Source organism: Mesorhizobium sp. M0633 (assembly GCF_040320645.1).
Lineage (GTDB): Bacteria > Pseudomonadota > Alphaproteobacteria > Rhizobiales > Rhizobiaceae > Mesorhizobium.
Genome location: NZ_JAMYQC010000011.1, coordinates 43,094 through 58,225 on the forward strand (window position 1 = coordinate 43,094; position 15,132 = coordinate 58,225).

Annotated in this window: 21 protein-coding genes; 9 read left to right on the forward strand and 12 right to left on the reverse strand. The window is 61.4% G+C overall.

Annotated elements, in window-relative coordinates; translation table 11 throughout:
* Nucleotides 1-69: 69 nt before the first annotated feature.
* On the forward strand, nucleotides 70-393 hold the full coding sequence (gene trxA, locus NKI47_RS14100) for a thioredoxin (protein WP_023677558.1): 324 nt from the start codon (nucleotides 70-72) through the stop codon (nucleotides 391-393).
* 132 nt (nucleotides 394-525) lie between these two features.
* Nucleotides 526-807: a cupin domain-containing protein gene (locus tag NKI47_RS14105; protein ID WP_023718287.1), complete on the forward strand. Its 282-nt coding sequence runs from the start codon at nucleotides 526-528 to the stop codon at nucleotides 805-807.
* A 48-nt stretch (nucleotides 808-855) separates the two neighbouring features.
* Here the strand turns inward: NKI47_RS14105 and NKI47_RS14110 are convergent, their stop codons facing one another.
* The 6 genes from NKI47_RS14110 to NKI47_RS14135 form a co-directional block, all read right to left on the reverse strand.
* Nucleotides 856-1,356, reverse strand: a complete 501-nt coding sequence (locus NKI47_RS14110; RefSeq protein WP_352590802.1) for a VOC family protein — start codon at nucleotides 1,354-1,356, stop codon at nucleotides 856-858.
* A complete protein-coding gene (locus NKI47_RS14115; protein WP_352568478.1) occupies nucleotides 1,337-2,662 on the reverse strand; it encodes a bifunctional folylpolyglutamate synthase/dihydrofolate synthase in 1,326 nt (441 codons plus the stop codon). Before NKI47_RS14115 ends, NKI47_RS14110 begins: the two co-directional genes overlap by 20 nt.
* A 62-nt stretch (nucleotides 2,663-2,724) precedes the next feature.
* Nucleotides 2,725-3,651 (reverse strand): acetyl-CoA carboxylase, carboxyltransferase subunit beta, encoded by a 927-nt coding sequence (accD, locus tag NKI47_RS14120; protein WP_023677562.1) that lies wholly within the window; start codon nucleotides 3,649-3,651, stop codon nucleotides 2,725-2,727.
* Between the two features lie 37 nt (nucleotides 3,652-3,688).
* Nucleotides 3,689-4,528, reverse strand: coding sequence for a tryptophan synthase subunit alpha (gene trpA / locus NKI47_RS14125; protein WP_023677563.1), 840 nt, complete (start codon nucleotides 4,526-4,528; stop codon nucleotides 3,689-3,691).
* A gap of 2 nt (nucleotides 4,529-4,530) precedes the next feature.
* Nucleotides 4,531-5,781 (reverse strand): tryptophan synthase subunit beta, encoded by a 1,251-nt coding sequence (gene trpB / locus NKI47_RS14130; protein WP_352568477.1) that lies wholly within the window; start codon nucleotides 5,779-5,781, stop codon nucleotides 4,531-4,533.
* A gap of 33 nt (nucleotides 5,782-5,814) precedes the next feature.
* Nucleotides 5,815-6,474: a phosphoribosylanthranilate isomerase gene (locus NKI47_RS14135; RefSeq protein WP_352591030.1), complete on the reverse strand. Its 660-nt coding sequence runs from the start codon at nucleotides 6,472-6,474 to the stop codon at nucleotides 5,815-5,817.
* Nucleotides 6,475-6,639: 165 nt separating this feature from the next.
* Here NKI47_RS14135 and NKI47_RS14140 point away from each other — a divergent pair, with 165 nt between their 5' ends.
* Entirely contained in the window at nucleotides 6,640-6,858 is a 219-nt protein-coding gene (locus NKI47_RS14140; RefSeq protein WP_023677566.1) for a hypothetical protein, read from the forward strand.
* 31 nt (nucleotides 6,859-6,889) lie between these two features.
* Here NKI47_RS14140 and NKI47_RS14145 read toward each other — a convergent pair whose 3' ends face one another.
* From NKI47_RS14145 to NKI47_RS14165, 5 genes are all read right to left on the reverse strand, one after another.
* Complete coding sequence (locus NKI47_RS14145) at nucleotides 6,890-7,357, reverse strand: hypothetical protein (protein WP_352568476.1); 468 nt, start codon at nucleotides 7,355-7,357, stop codon at nucleotides 6,890-6,892.
* Between the two features lie 3 nt (nucleotides 7,358-7,360).
* On the reverse strand, nucleotides 7,361-8,119 hold the full coding sequence (locus tag NKI47_RS14150) for a M48 family metallopeptidase (protein WP_352451640.1): 759 nt from the start codon (nucleotides 8,117-8,119) through the stop codon (nucleotides 7,361-7,363).
* A gap of 97 nt (nucleotides 8,120-8,216) precedes the next feature.
* Nucleotides 8,217-8,705, reverse strand: a complete 489-nt coding sequence (locus NKI47_RS14155; RefSeq protein ID WP_023677569.1) for a DUF2852 domain-containing protein — start codon at nucleotides 8,703-8,705, stop codon at nucleotides 8,217-8,219.
* 13 nt (nucleotides 8,706-8,718) lie between these two features.
* Complete coding sequence (locus NKI47_RS14160) at nucleotides 8,719-8,982, reverse strand: hypothetical protein (protein ID WP_352568475.1); 264 nt, start codon at nucleotides 8,980-8,982, stop codon at nucleotides 8,719-8,721.
* The gene (locus NKI47_RS14165; protein WP_352568474.1) at nucleotides 8,963-9,427 is read right to left on the reverse strand and encodes an Lrp/AsnC ligand binding domain-containing protein; all 465 of its coding nucleotides are present in this window, start codon (nucleotides 9,425-9,427) and stop codon (nucleotides 8,963-8,965) included. Before NKI47_RS14165 ends, NKI47_RS14160 begins: the two co-directional genes overlap by 20 nt.
* Before the next feature lie 170 nt (nucleotides 9,428-9,597).
* On the opposite strand from NKI47_RS14165, the gene NKI47_RS14170 reads away from it, so the two are divergent.
* Nucleotides 9,598-10,611: a 1-aminocyclopropane-1-carboxylate deaminase gene (locus NKI47_RS14170; RefSeq protein WP_352568473.1), complete on the forward strand. Its 1,014-nt coding sequence runs from the start codon at nucleotides 9,598-9,600 to the stop codon at nucleotides 10,609-10,611.
* A gap of 2 nt (nucleotides 10,612-10,613) precedes the next feature.
* Here NKI47_RS14170 and NKI47_RS14175 read toward each other — a convergent pair whose 3' ends face one another.
* Entirely contained in the window at nucleotides 10,614-11,381 is a 768-nt protein-coding gene (locus tag NKI47_RS14175; protein WP_352590808.1) for an alpha/beta hydrolase, read from the reverse strand.
* 215 nt (nucleotides 11,382-11,596) lie between these two features.
* Between NKI47_RS14175 and infC the strand changes: the two genes are divergently transcribed.
* From infC to pheS, 5 genes are all read left to right on the forward strand, one after another.
* A complete protein-coding gene (infC, locus tag NKI47_RS14180; RefSeq protein ID WP_023677573.1) occupies nucleotides 11,597-12,133 on the forward strand; it encodes a translation initiation factor IF-3 in 537 nt (178 codons plus the stop codon).
* Nucleotides 12,134-12,335: 202 nt separating this feature from the next.
* Nucleotides 12,336-12,977, forward strand: coding sequence for a methyltransferase family protein (locus NKI47_RS14185; RefSeq protein WP_023677574.1), 642 nt, complete (start codon nucleotides 12,336-12,338; stop codon nucleotides 12,975-12,977).
* A 179-nt stretch (nucleotides 12,978-13,156) separates the two neighbouring features.
* Complete coding sequence (gene rpmI / locus NKI47_RS14190; RefSeq protein ID WP_006201248.1) at nucleotides 13,157-13,360, forward strand: 50S ribosomal protein L35; 204 nt, start codon at nucleotides 13,157-13,159, stop codon at nucleotides 13,358-13,360.
* A 147-nt stretch (nucleotides 13,361-13,507) separates the two neighbouring features.
* Nucleotides 13,508-13,909, forward strand: coding sequence for a 50S ribosomal protein L20 (gene rplT / locus NKI47_RS14195; RefSeq protein WP_006201247.1), 402 nt, complete (start codon nucleotides 13,508-13,510; stop codon nucleotides 13,907-13,909).
* Nucleotides 13,910-14,005: 96 nt separating this feature from the next.
* Complete coding sequence (gene pheS / locus NKI47_RS14200; protein ID WP_352590810.1) at nucleotides 14,006-15,091, forward strand: phenylalanine--tRNA ligase subunit alpha; 1,086 nt, start codon at nucleotides 14,006-14,008, stop codon at nucleotides 15,089-15,091.
* The last annotated feature ends 41 nt before the right edge of the window (nucleotides 15,092-15,132 follow it).

The window sequence follows — 15,132 nt, forward strand, 5'->3', positions numbered from 1 at the left end:
ACACTTGCTTGAAGACGGACGCGATCACCACCACATTTGGTGCGACGAACAAATCGAAAGGATCTCAGCATGGCCACCGTCAAGGTCGACAAGAGCAATTTCCAGGCCGACGTGCTCAACGCCAAGGAGCCGGTCGTGGTCGATTTCTGGGCGGAATGGTGCGGCCCGTGCAAGATGATCGCCCCGGCGCTCGAGGACATCGCCATCGAACTCGGCAGTAAGATAAAGATCGCCAAGCTCAACATCGACGAGAATCCTGAGCTGGCCGCGCAGTTCGGCGTACGCTCGATCCCGACGCTGATGATCTTCAAGGGCGGCGAAGTCGCCGACATGAAGGTCGGTGCTGCGCCGAAAACGGCATTGTCGCACTGGATCAACGGCAGCCTCGCCTGATCCGATCAAAATTTTGCAGAAAAGCCCGGCCTCGCGCCGGGCCTTCTTTTGCTGGCGTCATTGGTGGGCCGCTCTGGCACTCGCGGCTTGCCGCCCGGTATTCTTCTCTTCTGAATTCAAAGGAGAAGCGATATGACCGGATCCGCCAAGGCCACCGTCTTCATCGACAATGAGCGCGTCATCGTCACCGAATACCGCTTCGCCCCGGGAGACAACACCGGCTGGCATCGCCATGGCCACGACTATGTGATCGTGCCGTTGACCGACGGCAAGGTGAAGCTCCTGACCAAGGACGGCGAATCCTTTGCCGAGATGAAGAAGGGCGCGCCGTATTTCCGCAACGAGGGCGTCGAACATGATGTCATCAGCGCAAACGATGGCGAATTCGCCTTCATCGAGGTCGAGCTGAAGTAGTCCACCAACCATCGGCTGCGCCGCTACAATTGTCCCGGCGAGGCGCGATCACCAATCCGCGATACGATCGCCGCCGACGAATTGTGCGCTTTTCTCAGTATATTCGAACAGTTCTATCTTCACGCCGTTGGGGTCGCGGATCCAAGCCTGGTAGGTGTCATCGCACGCGCGTTTCTTGGAAGTGACATCAACGCCCTTTGACCTCAGATGGATGATCGCGGCGTCGATGTTTTCCACTTCGAGGCAGAAGTGGTTGATCTGGTTCAAGTCGCCATAGCTGGCGCCGTCTTTCTGGAACACCTCGACATGGCTACGGCTGCCGCAATTGAGGTAGAAGCCGAAAATCTTCCCGTCGCGCAGGAAATTGAACTGGGTGTCCATGCCGAGGACGTCCCGATAGAAGCTTCGCGTCATCTCCAGGTCATTCGCGAAAATGCAAACGTGTGCGAGCTGCTTTACCTTGATCATGATTGGCTCCTCGCGGTGGTCTGACAAGTGTGGCGTCACCGTGGCCCGGCTGAAGCACGCCTCAAACCGGCGGCGTACCATTTTCGGCCAACACCGCGCCGGCCAGGTAAAGTGACCCGCCAATCAGGATGCGCGGCGGCGGTCCGTCCCATGTGTCGCGCAGCAGCATCAGCGCATTGGCGACGGAACTGACCGGTTCGGCCGACAGGCCGGCCTCGATGGCGCGGGTCGCCAGCTCGTCGTTCGGCACGCCCGCGTCGCTCAGGCTCACCGGCACGGTGTAGACATGCCGGACCAGCCCTTTGAAGGCGCGGAAATAGCCGCTCTGGTCCTTGGTGTTGATCATGCCCGAGATCAGGAACAGCGGACGCGGGTTCTTTTCCTCCTGCTCGGCCAGCGCCTCGGCGACGACCACGCCAGCGCCGGGATTGTGGCCGCCGTCGAGCCAGATGTCGGCGCCCTTCGGCGCCAGTTCACTCAGCCGGCCTTGTGGCAGCTTTTGCATGCGGCCCGGCCAGGCAACATTCGCCATCGCCTTCTCGGCAGCGCGGTGGCTGATCTCGAAGCCGGCCGCCTTGACCGCCGCGATCGCCGCCGCCGCATTGGCGAATTGATGGCGCCCCGGCAGGCGCGGCGGCGGCAGGTCCATCAATCCGTCTTCGTCCTGATAGACCATGCGGCCGTTTTCCTCATAGGCAAGGAAATCCTGGCCATAGACGAAGGCGGGGCAGTCGAGCCGCTCGGCGGTTTCGATGAGCACCTGCTGGGCCGTCTCGCTTTCCTGCGCGCCGATGACGACCGGGCATCCGCGCTTGATGATGCCGGCCTTTTCGGCGGCGATCAGCTCGACGCGATCGCCGAGATAGGCTTCGTGGTCGAGCGACACCGGCATGATCACCGACACGGCCGGCTCGGCGATGACATTGGTGGCGTCGAAGCGGCCGCCAAGGCCAACCTCGAGGATGACGGCATCGGCCGGATGTTCGGAAAACAGCAGGAAGGTGACGGCGGTGAGGATTTCGAAGACAGTGATCTTCTGGCCTTGATTGGCTTTGGCGACGCGGGCGATGGCTTCGGCGAAGACCTTGTCGTCCACCAGCCTGCCGCCGCCATCTGCGGCCAGCCGGTAGCGCTCGTGCCAGTTCACCAGATGTGGCGAGGTGTGGACGTGGACGCGGTAGCCGGCGGCTTCGAGCAGCGCCCGTGAAAAAGCAGCACAGGAGCCCTTGCCGTTGGTGCCGGCGATGTGGATGACCGGCGGCAACTGGTCTTGCGGATTGCCGAGGCGCTCGAGCAGCCGCGAAACGCGGTCGAGCGAAAGGTCGAAGCCCTTCGGGTGAAGCGCCATCAGGCTTTCGATTTCGCGGTCGGCGGCAAGCGTGGTCATGAAGGAATCCTACGCGCGCGCACAACGGCACACAACAGCCGCTCGCGCCGCGTGATGTCGCGTCAGGCTTGCGGCCGGGCTTCGGCCGGTATCGCCACCGGCGGCAGAATTTCCGGCTCCCGCGGGTTTTGCTCTTCCGGCAGCTTGAGCAGCATTCTCAGCAGCCGCGCAACCGTCTGGCGCATCTCCAGCCGCGACACCACCATGTCGACCATGCCGTGTTCCATCAGATATTCGGCGCGCTGGAAGCCGTCGGGCAGCTTTTCGCGGATGGTCTGCTCGATGACGCGCGGTCCGGCAAAGCCGATCAGCGCCCCGGGCTCGGCAATGTGCACGTCGCCCAGCATGGCGTAGGAGGCGGTGACGCCGCCGGTCGTCGGGTTGGTCAGGACGACGATGTAGGGAAGGCCGGCCTCCTTCAGCCTGTCAACGCCGATCGTGGTCCGTGGCAGCTGCATCAGCGACAGGATGCCTTCCTGCATGCGGGCGCCGCCGGAGGCCGCAAACAGGATCAGCGGCCGCTTGCGCTGCAAGGCGACCTCGAAACCATGCACGATGGCGTCGCCGGCCGCCATGCCGAGCGAGCCGCCCATGAAGGCAAAATCCTGCACCGTCACCACCACCGGCAGGCCCTCGACCGTGCCCAGCGCATTGATGATGGCATCTTCCATGCCGGTCTTGGCCTTGGCATCCTTCAGCCGGTCAATGTAGCGCTTTTCGTCGCGGAACTTGAGTGGATCCTGAACGACCTTGGGGTTTTCCAGCGTCTCGTATTTGCCGTCGTCGAGGAAGAATTTCAGCCGTTCCTTTGCCGATATCTTCATATGATGGCCGGAGGACGGAATGACGAACTGGTTCTGCTCCAGATCCTTATGGAACACCATTTCACCGGTCTCGGGATCCTTGATCCACAGGTTTTCCGGCATGTCGGTGCGGCGGCCGAGCATCGAATTGATCTTCGGACGGACGTAATTGGTGATCCAGTTCATCGCTTCGGCTCCTGTCCCTTAAGAAGACGTAGGAAGATTATTCGGCGGCAGCAAGGCGAGCCGCGCGAACCCCTTGCGAAAGCCCGCTGACCAGCGTGGCGACGGCCTCGGCCGGATCGGCGGTCTTTTCGCCCTTCGGCCCGAGCACGTTGGCGACGGCATTGACAATCGCGGTGCCGACAACGACGCCGTCGGCCGACGCGCCGATGGTGCGCGCCTGCTCGGCGGTCTTGACGCCGAAGCCGACGCAGACCGGCAGGTCGGTATGGCTCTTGATGCGCTTGACCGCTGCCGCCACCTTGCCGGTGTCGGCCAGCGCCGAACCGGTAATGCCGGTCATCGAGACGTAGTAGACGAAACCCGACGTGTTCTGCAGCACCTTGGGCAGGCGCTTGTCGTCGGTGGTCGGCGTCGCCAGCCGGATGAAATTGATGCCGGCCTTGAGTGCCGGGATGCAAAGCTCCTCGTCCATCTCAGGCGGCAGGTCGACGACGATCAGCCCGTCTATACCGCTGGCCAGCGCATCGCTCAGGAAGCGCTCGACGCCGTAGATGTAGATCGGATTGTAATAGCCCATCAAGACGATCGGGGTTTCACTGTCGCCGGCGCGGAATTCCGAGGCCATCTTCAGCGTTTTGACCAGTGTCTGGCCGCCCTTCAGCGCCCGCAGGCCGGCCGCCTGGATCGCCGGGCCGTCGGCCATTGGATCGGAAAACGGCATGCCGAGCTCGATGATGTCGCTGCCGGCGCCGGGCAGCGCCTTCATGATCGACAGGGAGGTGTCGTAGTCCGGGTCGCCGCCCATGAAATAGGTGACGAGTGCCGGTCGACCTTCGGCCTTCAGCTTTGCCATGCGGCGGTCGATGCGAGTGGCCATGATCAGATCTCCATGCCCAGCATATTGGCCACTGTGTGCACGTCCTTGTCGCCACGGCCGGACAGGTTGACGATGACGATCTGGTCCTTGTCCATATCAGGCACGATCTTCACCGCCTGCGCGATGGCATGGGCCGATTCCAGCGCCGGAATGATGCCCTCGACGCGTGTCGTCAGCTGGAACGCCTCCAGCGCCTCGTCGTCGAGGATCGGCACATAGTCGACGCGGCCGGAATCGCGCAGCCATGAGTGCTCCGGCCCGACGCCGGGATAGTCGAGGCCGGCCGAGATCGAGTGGCCGTCCATGATCTGGCCGTCGGCGTTCTGCAGGAGGTAGGTGCGGTTGCCATGCAGCACGCCGGGCGCGCCGGCACTCATCGAGGCGCAATGCTCGATGCCGTCGAGCCCGCGGCCGCCGGCTTCGACGCCGATGATGCGCACCTGCCTGTCATCCAGGAAGGGATGGAACAGGCCGATGGCGTTCGAGCCGCCGCCGACACAAGCGATGATGGTGTCCGGCAGCCGGCCTTCCTGCTCGAGGATCTGGGCACGCGCCTCGGTGCCGATCACCGACTGGAAGTCGCGCACCAGCTCCGGATAGGGGTGCGGGCCGGCGGCGGTGCCGATCAGGTAATAGGTATCCTCGACATTGGTCACCCAATCGCGCAGCGCCTCGTTCATGGCGTCCTTCAGCGTGCCGTGGCCGGCGGTCACCGGCCGCACCTCGGCGCCCAGAAGCTTCATGCGAAAGACGTTGGGGCTTTGCCGGGCGACATCGGTTGCACCCATATAGACGATACAGGGAAGCCCGAAGCGCGCCGCCACTGTAGCGGACGCGACGCCATGCTGGCCGGCGCCGGTCTCGGCGATGATCCGCGTCTTGCCCATGCGCTTGGCGAGCAGGATCTGGCCGAGGCAGTTGTTGATCTTGTGCGAGCCGGTGTGGTTCAGGTCCTCGCGCTTGAAATAGACTTTTGCGCCGCCCCGGAGGCCCTTCGCCGAGGAAACCTCGCGAAGATGCCTGGTCAGGCCTTCGGCGAAATAGAGCTTCGACGGTCGCCCGGCATAGTGCGTCGAGAGATCGGTCAGCTCGGCCTTGAAATCCGGGTCGTTCTTGACCTCGTTCCAGTGCCGCTCCAGCTCAAGGATCAGCGGCATCAGCGTTTCGGCAACGAAACGACCGCCAAAAATGCCGAACATGCCCTGCTCGTCGGGGCCGGTGCGGAAGGAATTCGGTATCGCCGGCTTGTCCATCGCCGATCTCCTGGTCTGTGGTTTGAAGCGCGGTCAGGCGGCGCGGTTGTCGCGTGCTGCCCCGACGGCCCGGAAAAACTGTTCGATCAGCGCCGGTTCCTTGATGCCCGGCGCGCTCTCCACGCCCGAGGAAACATCTATTCCGGGCGGGTTCGCCAGCCGAAGGGCGTCGCCGATATTGCCGGCATTGAGCCCACCGGAAAGCATGTAATCGACGCCGGCGTCAAGGCCGGCAAGAATGCGCCAGTCGAAGGCAAGGCCGTTGCCGCCCGGCAATTCCGAACCCTTAGGCGGCTTGGCATCGAACAGGAAGCGGTCGGCAATGCCGATGAAGGCTTTGACCCGCCCGAGATCGGCGGCCTCGCTGACCGGCAGCGCCTTCATCACCGGCAAGCCGTAGCGCGACTTCACCTCGGCCACCCGCTCGGGGGTTTCGGCGCCGTGAAGCTGCAGCATGTCGGGCTGCATTTTTTCGACGATCTCATCCAGAAACGCGTCGCCGGCGTCGACCGTCACCGCAACCGCCTTGGCCCTGCCGCGCGCCGCTTCGCGCAGGCGGCCAGCTTCCGCCGGCTCGACATAGCGCGAGCTTTTGGCAAAGAAAATGAAGCCGACATGGCTGGCGCCGCCGGCCAATGCCGCAGCCAGTGCCTTGTCGGTCTTCAACCCGCATATCTTGATGTCGAGCGCCATGGCGCGGGATTGGCACGAAACGGCCAAAGAGTCGAGAAGAAGCATCCTGTTTGCCGCCAGCGCGGAACGCGCTACCTTGCTAATGTAAGAGCGGAACGCGCTACCTTGCTAATATAAGAGCGCAACGCTTACTTGCTCAGGCACAAAGGCGGGAGAACAAAGATCATGCCGGAAAAGACCGTCGCGGAACTCAGGCAAAAGCTGGCGCAGGCCCATGAGGTCATCGCTCATTTGATGGACAAGGCAGCCTTCAATGGCGCCGAGGCGCACCGGGCGCTGGCTTATTTCAGCAACGATGGCTTCGAGAAGGATTTCCTGCCCTGGCCGCGCCACGCCGACGAGGGGCTGCGGCCGGAGGAGTTGAACGCGGCGAATGACGATTGAGCAATTAAGCCCTGATCAAAAGCGCACTCTGTCAATGGAGTGTTCCTCCTCTCAACGCGCGACTTAGGTTGTTCATGGCCTCCAACGGAAAGTCATGTTTGCGCCAGTTTTCCTTGTAACCTTCGAGGCCATGTGTGTTCAAAACCTCACGCGCGGCACTGAGAACTGCTTCTGCGAACTCTCGCAACCCGCATGTGGCTTCAAGTTTCACCTCGCCGAAGTCGTCTGGCTCGTCAGACCAGATTTCTGAAAATTCCAGTATCTGCACTCTGACAAAAGCGCCTTCCGGCACCAGTACGAAGCGATACTCACCGGGTTCATCACAGAAGCGTGCGACCGAATACCTGGTGCCTTTCAGCGCGTTCAGCGTAGCGCCAAGCAGCTCGTTGAGGGCATCGCCCAGATAAGACGCCGCCACGGTCGCCTGAAGGTCCCCAACCGTGACATCGCACATCGCCCAGCCCGCTCCAATCAGCCGGTATTCGATCCGCGCAGGCATCAATCACTCGAACGCGATCGCCTGCAGCGCGCCGCCATTGCGCTTGAGCCAATCCTTGCAGCGCTCGGTATCCGGGCAAAGCTGCTCGCATAGTTTCCAGAATTTCGGGCCGTGGTTCATCTCCTTGAGATGCGCCACCTCATGCGCGACGAGGTAGTTTATCACCGGCCGCGGCGCCATCATGATGCGCCAGGAAAACGACAGATTGCCGTCCGACGTGCACGATCCCCAGCGGCTCGACGTATCCTTGAAGCGGATCGCCTTGGCGCGCTTGCCGACCGCAGCACTGTGCTTGGTCACCAGCGCTTCGATCTCGCGCTTGGCTTCGCGCTTGAGGAAATCGGCGATGCGGCGCGGCAGATGCACGCGTTCGCCATGCACGATCATCAGCGGCCCGCGCTCGTCGCGCGACAGCGTGACGGTGCCGCGTTTCGACGGTTCATGGACGATGCGATGCGGCACGCCGCGCACCGGCACCTTGATGCCGGGCCGCACCTGCGGCCGGTTGGGTACCTTGGCCAGCCTTTGCTCCAGCCAGTCCTGATGGCGGTCGAGGAATTTTTCCACCTCGCCGCGGCGCAGCCCCGGCGGCACGGTGATGCGCAAACCGCGGCCGCCGGAATCGATGCGCAGCGTCAGGCGCCGCGCCCGGTCGTTCTCGACGATCTTGAGCGGCAGCGTGCGGCCGGCAACGCAATGCTCGCGCTCCACGACGGGCGTGGGCTTGGGTTTCGTCGGGGTGCGGAAGAAGCCGAAGGACATTCCGGGACGATACGTGATTCGAGGGAAACGACTAGAACAAAAAAGAAACGGCGCCGCTGACGCGACGCCGTTGGATTATCTATCTGGGCACGGGACCTTACTCGTCGAGCAGGCCTGGCGTGGAGTTGCCGCCGCGTTTGTTGTTCGTCGTCGAGCCGGTTGACCCGCCGGTCGTGGGCGATGTCGACTTGTTGCGGTTGGCCATGAAGCGGTCGAACTCTTCCTGGTCCTTGGCGCGGCGCAATTCGCGGGCATATTCATCGAACTCGCTCAGCATCTCGTCGAGCTTGCGGCGTTCCTCGGCAAGCCGCTCGAGTTCCTTTTCGCGCCAGTCGTCGAAAGCGACGTTGCCGGTGCGGGCGGAGCCATGGCCCCAGCGCGCGGCCTTGTCGGAGCCGCGGCGGCAGCCGGCGAAGATGCCGTCGGTCGCGCGGTTGACGTCGCGCTTGAAGCCCTCGAGCCGGTCGCCCCAGATGATGTAGGCGAGCATGGCGAAGCCGAGCGGCCAGAACACCATGAACCCGATCACCATCAACGCGATGGTCGCCGGCGTCCAGGCCGGACGGATCAATGCAGATGTGTTCATTTCTCCCAATCCTTCAGTTGGAGACAGCCAATTCCGGCTGCGTGGAATCGAAATGGGATGAAGAAAACGGCGATTCAAGACAGCAACCGCCAAAACCGGACAAGCGGCTGAAATGATTATCGCTTTTTGAGCATTTCGAGGAAAAGAGCAGCCAAGCCCCGTAAGGGGGCAATGCCGCCGACGGTTCGTAGTGAAAATCCAGCGCCGATCGCGTCTGCTGGCTTAGTGCAATGGTTTGACGCTTCGAAGCCGTCCGTTCAAAAATCCAGAGGCGCATTGTCGACGACCTCTTTCATCACGAAGAAGGTTCTCGTCTGGCGAACGCCAGGCAGTGCGATCAATTGATCCCCGTGGATTCGGTTGAAATCCGCCATGTCACCAACCCTGATCTTCAGAAAATAATCGAAGTCGCCTGCCACCAGATGGCAGTCGAGGATGAATTTCAGTTTGGCGACGGCCTTTTCGAATTCCGCGAAACTCTCCGGGGTCGAACGGTCGAGTACGACGCCAACCATCACCAACGCGCCTCTGTCGACCTTCTGCGGGGTCACCATCGCCCTGACATGGCTGATGTAGCCTTCATCGATCAGGCGTTGCGTCCGGCGGTGGCACGTCGCCGGGCTAACAGCGACCGACTGCGCCAGCTCCGCGTTGGTCAGTCGCCCATTGCCCTGGAGCAGGCGCAACATTTTCAGGTCGATCCGGTCGAGCGCTGCGCGCATGAAAGATTCTTCCGCTATTCGGATTAAGAATTAAATATATATGACATTTTAATGCCATGAAGCGATATTTTGGATATTCTGGGCTCGATCTTTGAGAGCACATTTCAAGTCAGAGCTGATAGTGTTCATCGCACCACACCGCAATGAATGGAACAAGCGAGGGCACTCTCATGCTCGAGAAATTCGAACGTTATCCGCTCACATTCGGGCCGACCCATATCGAGAAACTGGAGCGGCTTGGTGGTCATCTCGGCGGGAAGGTCGATCTCTATGCCAAGCGGGAGGATTGCAATTCCGGTCTTGCCTTCGGTGGCAATAAACTGCGCAAACTCGAATACATCGTCCCGGACGCGATCGCCTCAAACGCCGATACGCTGGTGTCGATCGGTGGCGTCCAATCCAACCATACGCGCATGGTGGCGGCCGTCGCGGCGAAGATCGGCATGAAGTGCCGCCTCGTGCAGGAAAGCTGGGTGCCCCACGAGGACGCCGTCTACGATCGCGTCGGCAATATCCTTTTGAGCCGGATCATGGGCGCTGATGTCCAGATGGTCGATGAGGGTTTCGACATCGGGATTAGGGAAAGCTGGGAACAGGCAATCGCGGATGTGAAGGCCACGGGTGGCAAACCCTATCCAATTCCGGCCGGGGCTTCGGTACACAAATATGGCGGCCTGGGCTATGTCGGCTTTGCCGAGGAGGTCCGCGCGCAGGAGAAGGAGCTCGGCTTTGCCTTCGACTACATCGTCGTTTGTACCGTCACCGGTTCGACTCACGCCGGCATGCTGGTCGGCTTCGCCAAGGACGGCCGCGAGCGCAAGGTGATCGGCATCGACGCATCCTGCACTCCGGCGCAGACCAAGGCGCAAGTGCTCAAGATCGCGCAGAGCACCGCGACGCTGGTCGAACTCGGCAAGGAGCTCGATGAGAACGATGTCGTCCTGATCGAAGATTATGCCTATCCGGTCTACGGCGTCCCCTCGCAGGAGACGAAGGAAGCAATCCGTCTCTGCGCGCGTCTTGAAGGCATGATCACGGATCCGGTCTATGAGGGAAAATCCATGCAGGGCATGATCGATCTCGTGAGCAAGGGTTATTTTCCCAAGGGATCGAAAGTGCTCTACGCCCACCTTGGCGGCGCTCCGGCCATCAACGGATATGCTTATACGTTCCGCAACGGCTGAATCTATCCCGCCTGCCGCACCATCGCGTCCACTGCCCGCACCAGCATGTCGAGATCCTGAGGCCGCGACAGGCGGTGGTCACCGTCGGGGATAAGCGACAGCGTGACGTCGTCGGCCGGCAGCAGGCTGACCAGCTTCAACGCATGGCTCGACGGCACGTCGGGATCGGCAAGGCCTTGCAGGATGTGGACCGGACAGTGCGTGTCGATCGGCCCGGTCATCACCCGGTTGTTGCGGCCGTCCTCGATCAGTGCGCGCGTGTAGATGTAAGGCTCGGCTGAATAGTCCGACGGCTCCTCGAAAAAGCCCTTTTTCCTGAGGTCGCGCTTCTGTGCCCCGGTCAGCACCGGCTCCACCAGTTCGAACGTGAAATCGGGCGCCGGCGCCAGCAGCACAAGGCCGGCGACGCTGTTCTCGCCCGCCTTGCGCAACTCCTGCACCATGCGCAGTGCGATCCAGGCGCCTATCGAGGAGCCGACCAGGATCTGCCTGCCCTGGGTGAAGCGGCGGAAAACCGCCAGGCTCTCGCCCAGCCATTTCGAGATGGTGCCGTCGGCAAAGGCGCCACCCGATTCGCCGTGGCCGGAATAATCGTGGCGCAGAAAGGCGCGACCTTCTTTGCGCGCCCATTCCGACAGTGTTTCGGCCTTGGTGCCCAGCATGTCCGATTTGTAGCCGCCGAGCCAGACGATGCCGGGCTCGGCACCTGTCGCATGCCTGACGGCGATGCTCGTCCCGTCGACGTCCAGAAAGATCGGGGTGGTGGTCATGGTGTATTCCCTCACGCCGGTCTTTTGACACAGCAAGGCATTCAACGAAAAGTGCTCCGCCACTTTCTTCGCTTGGTGCAGAGGAGCATTCCATCGAGCAGGTGATTTCCTGAGAATGCTGTGCTATTGACTCCGACCGCGCGCTCACCACATTGCGCGTTCGCAATTCTGAACTGAAGAACCCCTTAACGAAACGGCTCAAGGAGACCACGACCATTCGCAGACCTTTCAAAGCAGCGGCGCCCACCAAGGAAGGCCCGCGCTCCAACCGTGACATCCGGGTTCCCCGGGTCCAGCTAATCGACGCCGAAGGCCAGAACCGCGGCGATGTCTCCATCAACGATGCATTGCTGCTCGCCGAAGAGGCGGGGCTCGATCTGGTCGAGATATCGCCCAATGCAGTGCCGCCCGTCGTAAAAATCCTCGATCTCGGCAAGCTGAAATACGCCAACCAGAAGAAGGCGGCCGAGGCGCGCAAGAACCAGAAGGTCATCGAGATCAAGGAGATCAAGATGCGCCCGAACATCGACAGCCACGACTATGAGACCAAGATGAAGGCCGTCCGGCGCTTTTTCGAGGAAGGCGACAAGGTTAAGCTGACGCTGCGCTTCCGCGGTCGCGAGATGGCGCATATGGAACTCGGCATGCAGCTTCTGAACAAGGTTCGCGAGGAAGTGGCGCCCATCGCCAAGGTCGAAGCCGAACCGAAGCTCGAAGGCCGTCAGATGATGATGGTGCTGGCGCCCCGCTAAAGCGCGTTGCGCTTTAGTTCTGTTTTGTGCATGTCGTTGTCGCAAAACCGCTGCGCACTGTTGGGCGACGTGCATAAAATCCGCCTGAATCATGTTGCAAGGCGTCCCGGCGATCGGCGGGGCGCCTGTTTTCTTGGCCAGACGCTGCGATCGCCGGCGAGAGCAAAGACGCTCTGGTTCCCTCGACGATCGGATTCCCGACATGGTCAATGACGTCAAGCATTCGGAAGCCAAATATGGGCTGGGCAGCTACCAGCACACGCGCAGGATGGTGCTTGCCGTCGTCGTCGTCGTCCTGTTCGCGATGCTTTTGTTCGGGCAGTCGGTTTTTCCGCCCGATACGCCTGTGCATGAAACGATCGAGATGGTCGGCGTCGTGCTGATCTTTCTCGGCATCGTCGGACGCTTGTGGTCGACGCTCTATATCGGCGGTCGCAAATCCTCCGAAGTGGTGACCGGCGGACCCTATTCGATCACCCGCAACCCGCTCTATGTCTTCTCTACTTTAGCTGCCGCCGGTGTCGGCGCACAGATCGGCTCCATCACCGCCACGATCGGCTTTGGAGCGCTCTGCGCGGGTGCCTTTTACATCGTTATCCTGCGCGAGGAGAAATTCCTCAAGCAGGCTCTCGGCGCGCCATACCAGGCCTACCTGGCGAAAGTGCCGCGCTTCTTCCCGAAACTGTCGCTGTATCAGGAAGGCGACACCGGCAGCTTCAAGCCGCGCCTGCTGCGAACCACGTTACTGGACGGGCTGGTGTTCCTCGTTGCCTTGCCGGCTTTCGAACTGATCGACGGCGCCCAGCAGTCCGGCATATTGCCGGTGCTGTTCCGTTTCCCCTGAGCACTACAGTGTTGCTCGGCACGGGGTGTTGCGCGCCAGCCCGCTTTGACGTATAGGACCGCCGTTCCCAAAAAACCGCCCGGCAGGGCATGCCGTGGCGGTTTCATTTGCTTTTCGGGCTTTGGTCGGCCTGAAGCGAACAAAAAGCGCATTGGTGCGCATATAAACGGAGTAGCAAAATGCCCAAGATGAAGACCAAATCGGCCGCCAAGAAGCGGTTCAAGATCACAGGTACGGGTAAAGTTCTGTCGGCTGCGGCCGGCAAGCGTCACGGCATGATCAAGCGTTCCAACAAGTTCATTCGAAATGCCCGCGGCACGATGGTTCTGGCTGAACCGGATGGCAAGAAGGTCATCAAGAATTTTCTGCCGAACGGCCTCTAGGGCATGATGCCAAAAAGTTGCAGACTTTTTGGAAACATCATGCGCCAAAATAAGAGCATTCGGTCTGGACACGCATTTGTTTTACGCAATTCCGAACGGAAAACCGCCAGGCACTTTTCCTGGAATTGCTTTTAAGGAGATCATGACATGGCACGCGTAAAGAGAGGCGTCACCTCGCACGCCAAGCACAAGAAGGTCCTGAAAGCCGCCAAGGGTTTTTACGGCCGTCGCAAGAACACCATCCGCATCGCCAAGCAGGCGGTGGAAAAGTCGCTGCAGTACGCCTATCGCGACCGCAAGAACCGCAAGCGCTCGTTCCGCGCGCTGTGGATCCAGCGCATCAATGCGGCGACGCATGAGCATGGCCTGACCTATGGCCGTTTCATCGACGGTCTCAACAAGGCCGGGATCGAGATCGATCGCAAGATCCTGTCGGACATGGCCATCCACGAGCCGCAGGCCTTCGCCGCACTCGTGGCCAAGGCCAAGGTCGCGCTCGAATACCTGAAGAATACCACGCCGAATGCTTTTGAAAGCGCTGTCGCTTAAGACCAGCGCTTCCCAAGCTATTCGACACTTGATTTGGGAAACCCGCGCTGGCAGGGCTGGCGCGGGTTTTTCTTTGCTTCCAATCGGATATGGAACATGAGTGACATGGAAACTCTCGAAAATTCCCTGATGGCCGAGATCGCCTCGGCCGCCGACGAGCAGGCGATCGAGGCGGTGCGTGTCTCTGTCCTTGGCAAGAAGGGCTCGGTTTCCGAGATGCTGAAGACACTCGGCTCGATGAGCGCCGAGGAGCGACAGGTCAAAGGCCCGGCAATCAACGGCCTCAAGAACCGCGTCACCGAGGCACTTTCGGCGCGCCGCGCCGCGCTGAAAGATGTGGCGATCACGGCACGGCTTGCCGCCGAGAAGGTCGACGTCAGCTTGCCGGTCAGGCAATCGCCGGCCGAGCGCGGCCGCATCCATCCGATCAGCCAGGTCATCGACGAGATCGCGGCGATTTTCGGCGATCTCGGCTTTGCCATCGCCGAAGGCCCGGACATCGAGACCGACTATTACAATTTCACCTCGCTGAACTTCCCGGAAGGCCACCCGGCGCGCGAGATGCACGACACGTTCTTCTTCCAGCCGGACGAGCAGGGGGAGCGCAAGCTTTTGCGCACCCACACCTCGCCGGTGCAGATCCGCACCATGGAGATGCAGAAGCCGCCGATCCGCATCGTCATTCCCGGCAAGACCTACCGGCAGGATTCCGATGCCACCCACTCGCCGATGTTCCATCAGGTCGAGGGGCTGGTGATCGACAAGTCGGCCAACGTCGCCAACATGAAATGGGTGCTGGAGGAGTTCTGCAAGGCCTTCTTCGAAGTGCCGAGCGTCAAGATGCGCTTCCGGCCATCCTTCTTCCCGTTCACCGAGCCCAGCCTCGAGGTCGACATCCAGTGCGACCGTTCGCGGCCGGGCGAGGTGCGCTTCGGCGAGGGCTCGGACTGGATGGAGATCCTCGGCTGCGGCATGGTCCACCCCAATGTGCTCCGTTACGGCGGGCTCGATCCCGACGAATACCAGGGCTTCGCCTGGGGCATGGGCATCGACCGCATCGCCATGCTGAAATACGGCATGCCGGATCTGCGCGCCTTCTTCGACGCCGATGTGCGCTGGCTGTCGCATTACGGTTTTAGGCCGCTTGACATGCCGACGCTGTTCGGGGGCTTGAGCGCGTGACGACCGGGCCGCAGCAAATCCGCGGGCAGCTCGCCTTCCTG

What these genes read in the sequence shown, in the direction of transcription:
- trxA (WP_023677558.1), top strand. Translation starts at nt 70, where the DNA reads ATGGCCACCGTCAAGGTCGACAAGAGCAATTTCCAGGCCGACGTGCTC.
- NKI47_RS14105 (WP_023718287.1), top strand. Translation starts at nt 526, where the DNA reads ATGACCGGATCCGCCAAGGCCACCGTCTTCATCGACAATGAGCGCGTC.
- NKI47_RS14110 (WP_352590802.1), bottom strand. Translation starts at nt 1,356, where the DNA reads ATGGTACGCCGCCGGTTTGAGGCGTGCTTCAGCCGGGCCACGGTGACG.
- NKI47_RS14115 (WP_352568478.1), bottom strand. Translation starts at nt 2,662, where the DNA reads ATGACCACGCTTGCCGCCGACCGCGAAATCGAAAGCCTGATGGCGCTT.
- accD (WP_023677562.1), bottom strand. Translation starts at nt 3,651, where the DNA reads ATGAACTGGATCACCAATTACGTCCGTCCGAAGATCAATTCGATGCTC.
- trpA (WP_023677563.1), bottom strand. Translation starts at nt 4,528, where the DNA reads ATGGCCACTCGCATCGACCGCCGCATGGCAAAGCTGAAGGCCGAAGGT.
- trpB (WP_352568477.1), bottom strand. Translation starts at nt 5,781, where the DNA reads ATGGACAAGCCGGCGATACCGAATTCCTTCCGCACCGGCCCCGACGAG.
- NKI47_RS14135 (WP_352591030.1), bottom strand. Translation starts at nt 6,474, where the DNA reads ATGGCGCTCGACATCAAGATATGCGGGTTGAAGACCGACAAGGCACTG.
- NKI47_RS14140 (WP_023677566.1), top strand. Translation starts at nt 6,640, where the DNA reads ATGCCGGAAAAGACCGTCGCGGAACTCAGGCAAAAGCTGGCGCAGGCC.
- NKI47_RS14145 (WP_352568476.1), bottom strand. Translation starts at nt 7,357, where the DNA reads ATGCCTGCGCGGATCGAATACCGGCTGATTGGAGCGGGCTGGGCGATG.
- NKI47_RS14150 (WP_352451640.1), bottom strand. Translation starts at nt 8,119, where the DNA reads ATGTCCTTCGGCTTCTTCCGCACCCCGACGAAACCCAAGCCCACGCCC.
- NKI47_RS14155 (WP_023677569.1), bottom strand. Translation starts at nt 8,705, where the DNA reads ATGAACACATCTGCATTGATCCGTCCGGCCTGGACGCCGGCGACCATC.
- NKI47_RS14160 (WP_352568475.1), bottom strand. Translation starts at nt 8,982, where the DNA reads ATGCGCCTCTGGATTTTTGAACGGACGGCTTCGAAGCGTCAAACCATT.
- NKI47_RS14165 (WP_352568474.1), bottom strand. Translation starts at nt 9,427, where the DNA reads ATGCGCGCAGCGCTCGACCGGATCGACCTGAAAATGTTGCGCCTGCTC.
- NKI47_RS14170 (WP_352568473.1), top strand. Translation starts at nt 9,598, where the DNA reads ATGCTCGAGAAATTCGAACGTTATCCGCTCACATTCGGGCCGACCCAT.
- NKI47_RS14175 (WP_352590808.1), bottom strand. Translation starts at nt 11,381, where the DNA reads ATGACCACCACCCCGATCTTTCTGGACGTCGACGGGACGAGCATCGCC.
- NKI47_RS14185 (WP_023677574.1), top strand. Translation starts at nt 12,336, where the DNA reads ATGGTCAATGACGTCAAGCATTCGGAAGCCAAATATGGGCTGGGCAGC.
- rpmI (WP_006201248.1), top strand. Translation starts at nt 13,157, where the DNA reads ATGCCCAAGATGAAGACCAAATCGGCCGCCAAGAAGCGGTTCAAGATC.
- rplT (WP_006201247.1), top strand. Translation starts at nt 13,508, where the DNA reads ATGGCACGCGTAAAGAGAGGCGTCACCTCGCACGCCAAGCACAAGAAG.
- pheS (WP_352590810.1), top strand. Translation starts at nt 14,006, where the DNA reads ATGAGTGACATGGAAACTCTCGAAAATTCCCTGATGGCCGAGATCGCC.